This window comes from Candidatus Methylopumilus turicensis (assembly GCF_000953015.1).
In the GTDB taxonomy this organism is placed as follows: domain Bacteria; phylum Pseudomonadota; class Gammaproteobacteria; order Burkholderiales; family Methylophilaceae; genus Methylopumilus_A; species Methylopumilus_A turicensis.
This window is the reverse complement of record NZ_LN794158.1, coordinates 269,292-282,654: the sequence shown is the minus strand read 5'-3', so window position 1 is coordinate 282,654 and position 13,363 is coordinate 269,292. Positions and strand designations below refer to the sequence as shown.

The 13,363-nt window shown below is 44.6% G+C and carries 13 protein-coding genes; 8 read left to right on the top strand and 5 right to left on the bottom strand.

Annotated features, from left to right (window positions below; translation table 11 throughout):
• The first annotated feature begins 20 nt into the window (after positions 1–20).
• The 4 genes from BN1209_RS01575 (at position 21) to BN1209_RS01560 (ending at position 5,465) form a co-directional block, all read left to right on the top strand.
• A complete protein-coding gene (locus tag BN1209_RS01575) occupies positions 21–2,240 on the top strand; it encodes a TonB-dependent receptor (RefSeq protein WP_052661066.1) in 2,220 nt (739 codons plus the stop codon).
• A 12-nt stretch (positions 2,241–2,252) separates the two neighbouring features.
• On the top strand, positions 2,253–2,933 hold the full coding sequence (locus BN1209_RS01570) for a Fe2+-dependent dioxygenase (RefSeq protein ID WP_045750650.1): 681 nt from the start codon (positions 2,253–2,255) through the stop codon (positions 2,931–2,933).
• On the top strand, positions 2,934–3,215 hold the full coding sequence (locus BN1209_RS01565) for a PepSY domain-containing protein (RefSeq protein ID WP_231855140.1): 282 nt from the start codon (positions 2,934–2,936) through the stop codon (positions 3,213–3,215).
• Positions 3,216–3,314: 99 nt separating this feature from the next.
• Positions 3,315–5,465, top strand: coding sequence for a TonB-dependent receptor (locus tag BN1209_RS01560; RefSeq protein ID WP_045750649.1), 2,151 nt, complete (start codon positions 3,315–3,317; stop codon positions 5,463–5,465).
• Here the strand turns inward: BN1209_RS01560 and BN1209_RS01555 are convergent.
• Positions 5,462–7,381 carry a peptidase U32 family protein gene (locus BN1209_RS01555; protein ID WP_045750648.1) on the bottom strand — a complete coding sequence of 640 codons (1,920 nt, stop codon included), beginning with the start codon at positions 7,379–7,381 and terminating at the stop codon, positions 5,462–5,464. The genes BN1209_RS01560 and BN1209_RS01555 overlap by 4 nt on opposite strands.
• 125 nt (positions 7,382–7,506) lie before the next feature.
• Between BN1209_RS01555 and BN1209_RS01550 the strand changes: the two genes are divergently transcribed.
• Entirely contained in the window at positions 7,507–8,088 is a 582-nt protein-coding gene (locus BN1209_RS01550; RefSeq protein WP_045751890.1) for a C40 family peptidase, read from the top strand.
• Positions 8,089–8,100: 12 nt separating this feature from the next.
• Here the strand turns inward: BN1209_RS01550 and BN1209_RS01545 are convergent, their stop codons facing one another.
• The gene (locus BN1209_RS01545) at positions 8,101–8,382 is read right to left on the bottom strand and encodes an Rdx family protein (RefSeq protein WP_045750647.1); all 282 of its coding nucleotides are present in this window, start codon (positions 8,380–8,382) and stop codon (positions 8,101–8,103) included.
• Positions 8,383–8,525: 143 nt separating this feature from the next.
• On the opposite strand from BN1209_RS01545, the gene BN1209_RS01540 reads away from it, so the two are divergent.
• The 3 genes from BN1209_RS01540 to BN1209_RS01530 all read left to right on the top strand — a co-directional run bounded on the left by BN1209_RS01540 (position 8,526) and on the right by BN1209_RS01530 (position 10,975).
• On the top strand, positions 8,526–9,923 hold the full coding sequence (locus tag BN1209_RS01540) for a S41 family peptidase (RefSeq protein WP_045750646.1): 1,398 nt from the start codon (positions 8,526–8,528) through the stop codon (positions 9,921–9,923).
• A gap of 69 nt (positions 9,924–9,992) precedes the next feature.
• Positions 9,993–10,616, top strand: coding sequence for a 2-polyprenyl-3-methyl-6-methoxy-1,4-benzoquinone monooxygenase (gene coq7 / locus BN1209_RS01535; RefSeq protein WP_045750645.1), 624 nt, complete (start codon positions 9,993–9,995; stop codon positions 10,614–10,616).
• 35 nt (positions 10,617–10,651) lie between these two features.
• Positions 10,652–10,975 (top strand): DUF2322 family protein, encoded by a 324-nt coding sequence (locus BN1209_RS01530; RefSeq protein WP_045750644.1) that lies wholly within the window; start codon positions 10,652–10,654, stop codon positions 10,973–10,975.
• Between the two features lie 3 nt (positions 10,976–10,978).
• Here BN1209_RS01530 and BN1209_RS01525 read toward each other — a convergent pair whose 3' ends face one another.
• From BN1209_RS01525 to dacB, 3 genes are all read right to left on the bottom strand, one after another.
• On the bottom strand, positions 10,979–11,398 hold the full coding sequence (locus tag BN1209_RS01525; protein ID WP_045750643.1) for an OsmC family protein: 420 nt from the start codon (positions 11,396–11,398) through the stop codon (positions 10,979–10,981).
• Between the two features lie 41 nt (positions 11,399–11,439).
• Positions 11,440–11,898: an FKBP-type peptidyl-prolyl cis-trans isomerase gene (locus BN1209_RS01520; protein ID WP_171816489.1), complete on the bottom strand. Its 459-nt coding sequence runs from the start codon at positions 11,896–11,898 to the stop codon at positions 11,440–11,442.
• Positions 11,899–11,989: 91 nt separating this feature from the next.
• Positions 11,990–13,318, bottom strand: a complete 1,329-nt coding sequence (gene dacB, locus BN1209_RS01515; RefSeq protein ID WP_052661065.1) for a D-alanyl-D-alanine carboxypeptidase/D-alanyl-D-alanine endopeptidase — start codon at positions 13,316–13,318, stop codon at positions 11,990–11,992.
• Positions 13,319–13,363: the final 45 nt, after the last annotated feature.

Genomic DNA, 13,363 nt, shown 5'->3' with positions numbered 1-13,363 from the left:
ATTGTTATAGAAAGTTTAGAATGTTCTCGAAAAAAAATATGCTATACAAAAAAAGTATTTCTCTTGCCGTGCTTATCGCATTGCAATCGATGACTGCTCAGGCTGAACCAGAGACTGCATTGATCAAAACAGCGCAAAAAAAACAAGAGGAATTGGAGAAAGCAACCTCAGAAAAAGAATTAGCTGAGGTCACCGTCAAAGCAACGGCTATCCAATCAAGTACTGGCTACCAGGCCACTAAAACGCGCGTTGGTAAAGTGTTACAAGACCCGCATGATATCCCACAAGCAGTGACCACGATCACAAAGAGCCTCATTAAAGATCAGCAACTTAGTTCGTTGCGTGAAGCGCTATCCAACGTTGCTGGCTTGACATTTAACGCCGCTGAAGGCGGACGCGCTGGCGACAATATGATGTTGCGTGGCTTTTATACTTTCGGTGATATTTATTTAGATGGCATCCGCGACACTGCTCAATACAATCGTGAACTATTCAACCTAGAACAGGTCGACGTTTTGCGTGGCTCCGCTGCAATGTTGTTTGGACGCGGCCAAGCTGGCGGGGTCATCAATCAAGTGAGTAAAATGGCTGAACTCAAAGATGAAAATAAAATCAGTGCGGCTTTGGGTAGTCAAGACTATTACTTGGTAACGGGCGACTTTAATAAAAAGTTGGCTGATACTACTGCGATTCGCATCAACGTAATGGATAGGGCTGAAGAAAACTATCGTAAAAACCCGACCAATGGCGATCGCCCAAGATTAGACCGACAAGGAATTGCATTAAGCTTTGGCACCGGCATCGGGACAAACGATGAGTTTTTCTTTAACCATGTCACAACCAAAACAGACGATAAGCCAGATTACGGCGTTTCTTTTGTAAACAAAAGGCCTGTGAACACGCCATCAATCAACAACAGCATTTATTACGGTGGCAACCAAAACTTTGATAACAGCACCACTTCAGTCACCACTGGGATATACACCCATAAATTTAGTGAAGACAGCCAGGTTCGGACACAATTGCGGGCGGCGGACTATGAGCGCGCTTACTGGGCTAAAACCCCAAACTCCTCGAGCTTACCAGCCCATGATTACAGCGTAGGTGGAAATCAAAGTCGAAAGATGCATTACCAAACACAAACGCTACAGTCCGACTTCAGCACGAAGTTTGATTTTGCAGGATTCAAGCATCAATTCTTAAGCGGTGTCGAATACTTAAAAGAAAAAAACTATCGCAATAGTTTGCGCGATCTGGATTTAGGAAGTGGCGCACTTTATATGCCTGATGCAGAAAGTACAACAACGAATCCATCAAAGTTTAATGCTGACAACTACGCCGTTTATGCGCAAGACACCATTACCATTGCCCCTAAATGGGATGTGTTATTCGGTTTACGCAGAGATGAGCTCCGCGCAGAGTACTCGAGCGCAACCTCCCCTAAACTAAGTTATGGTGAGAATAGCTATCGCAGTGCATTGTCGTATCACCACACTCCAGAAAAGCACTATTATCTGAGCTGGAGTGACTCATTCAGTCCAACTGCCGACCTTTATCAATTAACGGTTGCCCCAATGCCAGCAGAGCGAAGCAAGACTATTGAGGCTGGTGCAAAATGGCTCCTTTTGGATGGCGACCTCGCTTTAAGAACTGCGATTTACACGACAACCAAAGATTGGGAAAGAAATACTGACCTCGAATCAACTGCTGCAATTTTGACCAAAAAACGTCGTACCAATGGTGTTGAATTTGAACTCGCAGGCCGAATCACTAATAAGTGGGAAGTCTTCAGTGGCTTAGCTTTGATGGATGCTGAAATTCTAGAAGTGGCGGAAAATGTGAACGCAAACACTGGTGTCATCACACCTGCCTATGCGGGATATAAAGGTCAACGGCCTAGGAATACTCCGCCGGTCACATTTAACATTTGGAGCACTTACAAGCTCACTGACAAATTGAAGTTTGGTATGGGCTTGGAGGCTAAGGGTGAGCGATACGGATATAACCCATCTGGAAGTGCGGGCTCTAATTTCACTAATGGAAACTTTGATCCAAATGTGCTTCCAGGTTACGCCCGTGTAGATGCAATGCTGACTTATGAAGAAAAAAAATGGGCTGTTAAATTGAATGCTAAGAACTTACTAGATAAAGTTTACTACGATGCCATTTACGACAATGGCGGCTTTAGCGTCCCAGGCAATGGTCGTACAATTATATTAACGACTGAATTTAAATTTTAAGGAAATAGCACAATGCTTCTCCGTATTCCTAATGTTTTAAACCCTGAGGAGCTAGCGAAGCTTCAAGACTTAATGGCAAAGGCAAACTGGGTGGATGGCAAGGTGACGGCCGGCACTCAGTCAGCGCAGGTCAAACGGAATATGCAACTACCTGAAGAGTCTGAGTTTGCAGAAACCAGCAGAAAAATTGTGTTGCAAGCCTTGAGTCGAAATGCGCTATTTTTCTCAGCGGCACTGCCTAAAAAAATCTACCCACCGCTTTTCAATCAATATCGTGAAGGGATGGATTTTGGAGCACATATTGATAACGCAGTTAGAACCCACGCTTTAACTGGCAACCATGTTCGTACGGATATTTCATCTACTTTATTTATCTCCCCTCCAGAAAGCTATGAGGGAGGAGAGTTAGTGATTGAAGACACCTATGGCGTTCAGTCTGTAAAGCTTCCAGCTGGCGATATGGTTTTATACCCCGGTACTAGTTTGCATCATGTAAGACCTGTCTCAAAAGGTGCCAGAATTGCCTGCTTTTTTTGGACACAAAGCATGATTCGAGATGACGCACAGAGAACTTTATTGTTTGACATGGATGCCGCCATTTCAACATTACGGCAAGAACATGGCGACAGTGCGGCAGTGATTCGACTCACTGGAAATTACCATAATTTAATTCGCATGTGGGCTGATACTTAAATGAAAAATAAAAACATGAAAAGCTTATTCTTAGTTTTATTGCTTGGCTTGATGGTAAGCAAAGTGCAAGCGGCAGTTACTTGCAAAGCTTACCCTCAATCGGAATGGGCAAATCAAGATGACTTGAAACAAGTGCTCATTGAGGAAGGTTACACGATTAAAACCTTAAAGATTGAGAACAATTGCTACGAGATGTACGGTAAAAACAAGCAAAACAAAAAGGTCGAAATCTATTTCGACATGAAATTATTAGCGATTGTGGCCGCGGAAATTGAAAAGTAAGATCAGGCAATTCTCTCAGAGTACGTAACTTTTAATTGATAATGATTCTCATTTACTATAAGATGAGGATCATTATCATTTACAAACTAAAGCCGCGCAATGAAAAATCGTCATTCAAAACCCCTTGGATACTTCACTTTTGCAGTACTGAGCGCATCAATTGGGCAAGCGCATGCTGAGACATTAAAAGTAGCCGCACTCAATATTGATAAGGTTGAGGTAGCCGCCAAGCGGATCAGCGACACAAAGCCAGTTAAAGGTTACCAAGCAAAAAGGTCCTTAACCGCTACAAAAACGGATAGGCCGCTTATTGATGTTCCTCAATCCGTTTCTGTGGTTACCCAAGAGCAAATGAGTGACCAATCCGTTCAAAGCATGTCTGATGCCGTTCGATATGTGCCTGGCGTTACTGCATCGCAAGGTGAAGGCAACCGCGATGCACTTAACTTTCGAGGAAGTGGCGTTACAACCGGCGACTTTTATTTAGATGGCATTCGCGATGATGTGCAAACTTACCGAGACTTTTACAATACCGATCGTGTAGAGGTTCTTAAAGGCCCAAACGGCATGGCTTTTGGTCGAGGAGCGTCAGGCGGCGCGATTAATCGCGTATCAAAAGAAGCTGGCTGGGATCCTGTCAGAGAAATTAAAGCCACTTATGGCGCTTACAATCAAAAACGTACCAGCATCGATATTGGCAATGGTATTAATGACGTGGCCGCTTTTAGGCTGAATGCTGTTTATGAAGAATCAGACAGCTATCGAAGCGGCGTTAATCTAAAGCGATATGGGGTTAATCCAACGTTTACCATCACGCCAACTGAAAACACCAAAATTACTTTTGGCGCTGAGTATTTTAAAGATCAGCATATTGGTGACCGAGGCATTCCATCGATTGGGAGTGAGTTGAACAATCGTCCATATCGCTTGGAAGATTACAAAACGTTTTATGGCAATGCGAGCTTAAGCCCAAACGAAACTGAAACAAAAGCATTGAACGCGATGATTGAGCATGCCTTCAACGACAATCTCAGTATCCGAAATCGCACCCGCTATGCAAGTTACGATAAGTTTTATCAGAACGTTTATGCTGACGGCGCTGTGGCCAACAATCTATTTGCTGTCGGCGCGTATCGTGATACGACTGACCGAAAAAACTTTATCAATCAAACCGATATTATTTACAAAATCAATACCGGTCGCTTTGAACATCAACTCTTGGCGGGCATGGAAGTTGGCACACAAAAAACCACCAACGCAAGATTCATTGCTGGCAATAGCGAAAGAATTTCATCTAGCGTTTCAGCTCTCAGCCCGACTTACACTCTCCCAATCAGCCTGAGCAATACTTCACGCAATCAGGCCAGCGAAATCGATATATTTGCGTTGTATGTGCAGGATCAAATTAAGATTAGCGAGCAGTGGGAGGCCATTGTAGGTGTCCGTCATGATCAACTAAAAACAAACTATGACAACATTAAAACAAGTCAGACTTTTGACGTGACAGACAGTCTTGTTTCACCGCGCGCCGGATTGATTTTCAAGCCACTTGAAAATCTCTCTGTTTATGGTTCATACAGCCTTTCTTATGTGCCTCGCGCTGGCGACCAACTGATTAGCTTAACGGCAACGACCAAGTCATTGCAGCCTGAAAAATTCATCAACAAAGAGCTTGGCGCAAAATATGACATCACGCCTCAATTATCTCTAACAGCGGCTATATATGAGCTAGAACGAAAAAACGTAGCCATCACAGATCCAGCCAACACCGCCCAAAATACCATCATCGACGGCCAGCTAACAAAAGGCGCTGAGTTTGGTATTGCAGGAAAAATAACTGACCGCTGGAGTATGGTAGGTGGTTATAGCTACCAAGATGCCACGTTTACCAAAGCGATGACCATCAGTGGACTTAGTTATATTGCTGGCGCCACGCTTGGCCAAACGCCTAGCCATACATTTTCATTGTGGAACCGCTACGACTTTAATGAGACCTGGGGCGCCGCAATAGGTGTGGTCAGCAGATCTCAAATGTACGCGCTTACGCCAAGCACAACAGCAAGCACAATACTGCCTGGCTTCGCGCGTGTAGATGCAGCCCTTTTTTGGAAAGCCACAGATAAAATGCAACTACAGTTGAACGTAGAAAATCTTACGAATAAAGACTACGTGGCGAGTGCGCATACCAATAACAACCTCACGCCTGGTGCGCCGCTTACTGCTCGCGCAACACTCACCTATCACTTCTAAGATTTAACTCTTGGAATAAACTGCAAAGGCTGCGGCGGCGGCATTTGCAGGATGGGCTTACGAATCTTGCCCATCACGTGCATTTCGCAAGGTTTACAATCAAATTTAAGCGTAAACCTATCGTTGCCATTAATCAAAGTCATTGGCTCCGCAGTCACCGTGCCTTGCACACCAATGACGCCCTTGGCCTCTTTAGGACACATGCCGTGACTAAAGCGCAAACAGTGTTTGGTAATCATGAGCGGCACTTCATCTAACTCTTGGTTTGCCTCGTAAGCCGCCGCAATCATTTTAACGCCATGCTTCTCATAAAAAGCGCGGGCTTTTTTGTTATACACATTGGCAAGGTAGCTCAAAGTATCTTCAGGATAAATGGCTGGTGGATTCGCTGGCATGCGCTTTTCAGGACGCTGATAGCTAGCAATACGCACTGCGGTGAGTTGTTCAATGGCATCGCGTCTAAGCGCATTAATGCTCGATGCTGGCACAAACCACGCTTGCGATAAATCGAATGAAATGGCACTCACCACAAAATCGGTACTGCCTAATTTTGCTAAATTCTCACGCAAACTGGCTTCAGCTTTTTCTGCTTGCTGTGCAGGCTGCTTTTCTACTTGGCAAAGTGCAGTGGCGTTCAGCCCATCACTATCCGTCACGCTAAGTGCAAAGCCATCTGACGTTTCATAAAAATGCATCTCTACAGGAATTTTGCGTGTGGCCGAATCTTTTTCTAGTAAGCGCATAAAAGCTTGGTCGCGATTACGATAAAGCGTCATGCCACGGCGCATATCCTCAGGCATTTCATTGGGTGTTAAGCGCTTACCTTCAACGGTGTTAATACGCATGCCGACCAACTCTTTATGCACATCAAAAAAGCATAGGCCGTCACCGTTATGAAGCGCAATTTGGCTATCAACCTCAAAAGAATCTTTAGCCACTTTAGTGACTTTGCCCACTTCTTCCCCCGAAAATTTAGGGGTATCAAATGCACCAATATCATCTTGACGACCGTTTACAAAATAATCCGTTGCGCTTCGGTTAAAGGTTTTTTCAGGTTGAGGCGTAAAGCTAAACGTGGTGATGCCAGAAGAAGTTTTTGCATACTCAGGCATATCCAGCAAAATTTCATCTATCAGCTGACGATAATGCGCGGTGGCGTTCTTTACATAGGGTAAATCTTTGTAGCGCCCCTCAATTTTGAATGAGCTAATCCCCGCGCCAATCAAAGCACGCAGGTTTGCGCTTTGGTCATTATCTTTCATGGATAAGTAATGCTTGTCGTTGCCTATTACACGGCCTTGGGAATCTTCTAAACGGTAAGGCAAACGGCACTCTTGCGAGCACTCGCCACGATTGGCGCTTCGACCTGTGTGGGCATGGCTAATAAAACACTGTCCGCTAAACGCCACACACAAAGCGCCATGCACAAAAAACTCTAAATTGCAGGTAGTTGCATCAGCGATTTGCTGAATGGTTTTTAAGTCTAGCTCACGCGCTAAGACGATTTGCGAGAAGCCCACTTGATCTAGAAACTTGGCTTTTTCAACGGTGCGAATATCAGTTTGTGTGCTGGCATGAAGCTGAATAGGTGGCAAATCCATTTCCAGTAGGCCCATGTCCTGGACAATGAGCGCATCGACACCAGCATCATAAAGCTGATAAACGATCTCACGCGCACCTTCTAATTCATTGTCATGAAAAATAGTATTAAGCGCTACAAACACTTCAGCATTAAAACGATGCGCGTGTTTGATTAATCTTGCGATATCTTCAACTGTATTTGGGGCTTTGGCACGTGCGCCATAGGCTGGGCCACCAATATAGACTGCATCTGCGCCGTGATTAATCGCCTCAATACCAAAATCGGCATTTTTTGCAGGGGCAAGCAGTTCGAGATGGCGGCGGGAAGTTTTCATGGTTTGGTGCTGTCAAAAAGATGTGCGAACTATAGCATTTATCGGCACATGCTTCACCCATACCATGTCTGGCCAAAACCAGTGGTGGATTAGGAAAAATGACGGCTTCGTTTTATAATATGCTGATGAAAAATTGGAAAAAAACATCATGCTTTGTCGTGTTAAGTCTCTTGTTAGGCCTGTCAAACATTGCCTTGGCATTTGATTTTCCGTTCTTATCGTCGACCCATGACGAGACCCCTGCGACGCCCAACCAGGTTCAAGAAGCTGAGTCAAACAGCTCTTGGACAAGTGTTGCACAAGAAATTATTCTGCATGCCCTAAGCCAAACAGGCGTGAAATATAAATATGGTGGCATTAATCCTGACTCAGGCTTTGATTGCAGTGGCTTCGTTCGTTATGTATTTAAAGAGGCGGCAAACCTAACCTTGCCGCACGGTGCAAGGGCGATGAGTCAAGTGGGTCAAAATGTGCCAGAAAAAGAATTAAAGCCGGGTGATTTAGTGTTTTTTAACACGATGAAATCTGTTTATTCACACGTTGGCATTTACGTTGGCAACAACCGTTTTATTCACTCACCAAGTGCGGGCAGCAGCATTAGCGTTGCTGACATGAATGATAGTTACTGGTCAAAACGCTTTACTGGGGCTCGTCGTGTTGATGCAAAAGAACTTGCAAGCACCGACCTCAGCAAACAGACTAAGTAAACACCAATATTTCTAACGGTCACTGTGCCCAAGTGGCCTTTCAGGGTCAATTACATCGCGCACTAACTGTTTTAACTCCTTGGACTCTGGGAACCGCCCTGTTGCTTTACGTGAGCATATGACTGCATCATTGAGTCTGACTTCAAAAATACCACCGGTGCCAGGAACTAGCGCTAAACTTGTAATGTCTGTGTTAAAGGTCGTTAAAAGTTCCTGTGCCATCCAGGTAGCGCGAAGTAACCAATGACATTGTGTGCAATATTCGATTTCAAGCTTGTTTGTTTGTGTTTTCATGTGACCTTGCTATGCAAAAATACCTGGGGACATGTTATTTCAATTGGTTAAAGTCGTGCAACACGATATTATCTCAAGCATCATTTTTAATTGCCCTTTTGGGTTATTTGTCATTTAAAAGTCAGTGAAGGAATTTTTATTTCATGCGTACAAAATTTGAAAAAATCAGCTTAGTAGTGATAGGCGCAGTTTTAGGCGTCAGCTTAAGTCTCAACTATCCGGCAGTGGCCGAAAAAGACGCGAAGCCTCAGCTTCCGCTTGATGAGCTACGCACCTTTGCTGAGGTGTACGGCAAAATTAAAAGTGACTACGTAGAAACAGTACCAGATAAGAAGTTAATCAATGAAGCGATTAACGGAATGTTAACCGGATTAGATCCACACTCATCATTCTTAGATGTTGATGGCTACAAAGATTTGCAAGCTGGCACACAAGGCGAATTTGGTGGCCTAGGTATTGAGGTTGGCATGGAGGATGGCTTGGTGAAAGTCATCTCTCCAATCGAAGACTCTCCAGCGTTCAAAGCAGGGGTGAAATCTGGCGATTTGATTATGCAGCTAGATGATAAGTTAGTGAAAGGTTTGACACTCAATGATGCAGTCAAGCTCATGCGCGGCAAACCCAACACGCCAATCAAGCTAACTATTTTACGTAAAGGTGAAGTTAAACCACTTTACATCACCTTAGTACGTGCAATCATCAAAACTCAGAGTGTAAAGTACAAATTGCCAGAGCCTGGTTACGCATATCTTCGAGTTACGCAATTCCAAGAACACTCAGCTGCTGATTTAGCTAAAGCAATTAAAACACTGCGTGAGCAAAACAAAGCACCACTGAAAGGCTTAGTGCTCGATTTGCGTAACAATCCAGGCGGTTTAATTACTGCTGCAGTTGGCATTACTTCTGCATTTGTGCCAAAAGATGCACTTGTGGTTTACACAGAAGGCCGAACAGAAGACGCGAAAATGCGTTTGACTGCGAATGCCGCAAACTATTCACGTGGTGGCGAAGCTGGTGACTTCCTGAAGGACTTGCCTGCTGACATCAAAACGGTACCGATGGTGGTGTTAATCAACGGCGGTTCTGCTTCTGCTTCAGAAATTGTGTCTGGTGCGTTGCAAGATCACAAACGTGCAGTCATCATGGGCACACAAAGTTTTGGTAAAGGCTCTGTGCAAACCATTCTACCGATGAATAATGGCACTGCGATCAAACTCACGACTGCTCGCTACTTCACACCAAACGGCCGCTCTATTCAAGCCAAAGGGATCGTGCCAGACATCATCGTAGAGGATGCAACGGTGAATACTGCTGATCAAGGCATGAACTTGCGCGAAGCGGATTTAAGCAATCACTTATCTAATCCTAAAGAAGCGGAAGCCCCAGCAAAAGAAACACCTAAACCGCCTACAGTGAAAAAAGACGACAAACAGTCTGCTGATAAAGCACCAATGGAAGCTGGCACTAAAACTGACTACCAATTTATGCAAGCAGTTAACTTGCTAAAAGGTATTGATATTTTAGCGCCGAGTAAGAAATAATCATCTTCCCTGAGGGTAGGCAATGCTACCCTCAGGCTTAGTTTTATTAAGACCTCACTGGTATAACCCATGCTAGACCGACTCATTATCGAATTCGACAAAGGCTTAAAAACCTTAGCGGCAACTGCGCGTAGCGTTCGCCCACATCCAGATCAAAACATTTCGCAAACTACCGAGTTAAACGCTGAAGAGAAGCGACATGCTGCTGCACTGATGCGGATTAATCATTGTGGCGAGGTGTGTGCCCAAGCGCTTTATAACGGCCAGGCGCTGACGACCCAAAATCCTCAAACTGTGCGCGCCTTAGAACATGCATCAAAAGAAGAAACCGAACATTTGGCTTGGTGTGAAAAGCGCATACACGAACTTGGTGGCCACACCAGTTTTCTAAATCCGATTTGGTATGCTGGATCCTTCACGCTTGGGGCAATTGCTGGCGCACTTGGTGACAAATGGAATTTAGGTTTTCTAGCCGAAACGGAACGCCAAGTCGGCGAGCATCTCAATCAACATTTAGATGCGCTACCTACTAACGATGACAAAAGCCGGGCCATTCTAGAACAAATGAAAATAGACGAAGCCGAACATGCAGCTACAGCGATACACTTAGGTGGGGCAGAACTACCAAGCCCCATTAAAGCGGCAATGCAGGGTATGTCAAAAGTCATGACTTCAACCACCTACCATTTATAAATCAATCGTAAAAAAGAAAGCGTCAGCAAAGACACATGAAGAAATTTAGCGAAGTTTTAGCCAGTTTAGAAAACAGCGATCATATTCAAAAAATTGAATTGGCTAAAGCTGATGGGTCAAATGCAGGCTTGATTGAAAACAAACCTGGGAGCCAAGGCTCGGTGAAGGTGTACCATCATTTATTGAAAAAATGGGGCAGCATCAACAAAGATGCTGCAACAGATGGCTTGGAAATTTATGCAGAACACACGCAAGATGCAGAAGAAAATCCAGGCAAGCACCCAAATATCGACCGACTATTTGAAGTGATTGAAACAGGCGATGTACTGACTGTTTCAATCATTGAAGCAAGCAACTAAAAGCTATTCAGCCTCTTGAATCTCAAAGCTGTGGCTCATTTCCGCCGCTTTGCCGAGCATAATAGAGGCTGAACAATACTTATCAGCAGATAAACTCACCGCACGCTCAACCTGCGTGGCATTGAGATTTTTACCCGTGACCACAAAATGTGCGTGAATCTTGGTAAATACTTTTGGAATTTCATCCGCACGTTCAGCAGTAATTTCAGCAACGCAATTGGTAATTGGTTGACGTGATTTTTTAAGAATCGTCACCACATCAATAGACGAACATCCCCCCATTGCGAGCAGCAACATTTCCATTGGACGCATGCCGAGATTACGTCCGCCAATCTCTGGCGAGCCATCCATGATGACTGCATGACTACTTTCCGCCTCGCCCATAAAACAGACGTCTTCCACCCATTTCACTCTTACTTTCATTGCGTTGCCCTTACCAAAACAAAAGGTTGAAATTGTGTGCCTTATTTAATCCCTAACAACTCAACATCAAAAATCAATGTTGCATTTGGCGGAATCACACTACCAGCGCCGTGAACACCATAACCCATGTTTGGCGGGATGATGAGCGTACGTTTACCGCCCACTTTCATGCCAGCAAAGCCTTCATCCCATCCTTGAATCACTTGGCCACCACCTAAGAAAAACACAAAAGGCTCATGACGATCTAATGAACTATCAAACTTAGTGCCTTTACCCTCTGCCTTGCTTGGGTCATATAACCAGCCTGTATAGTGCACGGTCACATTAAAGCCAGCTTCAGCCTCGCGACCCTCACCAACGACCGTGTCATTTTTGACGAGTTCTGTGATATTTTGTGTCATTGCAGTTTCCTTCGTGGATGTTTTTGAATCGGCTTTACAGCCAGTGATAGCGAGCATGGCAATCATTAAAGCGCTTGCCATTAAGGTACTTTTTTTCATATTTCGCTCCAAAATAAAAATCTTAATTATCATACCCGAGTTACAAGATCGGATTCAATCAAACTGACTTGATTGACCAAGCTCCAATCATTTAATCCTGTTGATATACCCAGTTTAACAGTGCATCTTGAGCTGGCCGGGTGGCTTCTGACTTAGCGCCATTTGCGATAAAGACGACCGACCAATAACGGCCTTTAGCATCGAGTACATAACCAGCGAGACTTCTTACGCTATCTAATGAGCCTGTTTTTAAGTGCGCGCGTCCGAACACACCGGCGTCTTTACGTTTGCTTAGTGACCCATCTACACCGTAGATAGGCAAAGAAGCCGTAAGTTCGGCCATGACTGGGCTTCGGAAAGCATCGCCAAGTAAAACGCCTAAATGTGAAGCACTAATTCGCTCAATCCTTGAGAGCCCTGCACCGTTTTCAAGCACCAATTCATCAAAATTAAATCCTTTATTTTGTAACCAAGTCTTCATCATCAATTCACTTTTAGCAATCGAAGCTGCTTGTAATGGGTCATTCAAACGACTCAAGCTTAAATAAAGGGCACGTGCCATCACATTGTTACTGGTCTTATTCATTTCACGCAGCATTTCTGCTAGCGTTGGGGACGTATGTTCTACAAGCAAGGTTGCATTTTCTGGCACACTCTCCATGCGTGTTTGCGTTCCATCTGCCAGCGCCCAGCGTCCACCCGCCTGCTCCCAAGCGCTATAAAAAAGCCCACCGACGTATTCTGTCCCTTGCCAATTCACATCTAAATACTTATTTCCACAACTCATGGGATATTCACCACGAAGATTTAATACCCGTCCCTCACGCTTAATTTGAAGGCCGTTTTTCCAATCCCCACACTCGCCCACCACAGGCTTAATATCTGTGCGCTTAATCAACCACTGCCAACTGGGGTAAGCGACCACCGTTACTTTTTCGCTACTAGGAATAAGTTGCAAACGAATGGCCTGCTGATTCACCATCAAGGCCTCTGCTGGCGCGTTGTAAGCACGAGTGGGCTTCCCATCAAAGGAAGCCGGATCAAAGTTTTGGGGTGCATAAGCGCTGTTATCCAAATAGATTTCACAGCAAATTTCATCCAATCCATACTTTTGTTTAAGCTCACTGGCCGCTTCAATTAAATGTGCCGTATTTAAGGCGGGGTCACCTGAACCCTTAATCCAAATCCCACCTTTTAGCTTGCCTTGCTGAGGCTGATTTAAGCCATAAAATTGTGTTTTCCAACGATAAGATGGGCCGAGCAAATCAAGCGCTGCATAGCTTGTCACTAACTTCATCACGGATGCTGGATTACGCGGCACATCCGACTGATAAGTTAATAATGCTTGCGGGGCGTCTACGCGCTGAACATAAATACTGACATTTTCTACTGGCACATTTTCCGATTGCAGTGCTTGCATAACAGGCGTAGGTAATAGCGAACTTTGAGCGAAGGTTAGCTCGGA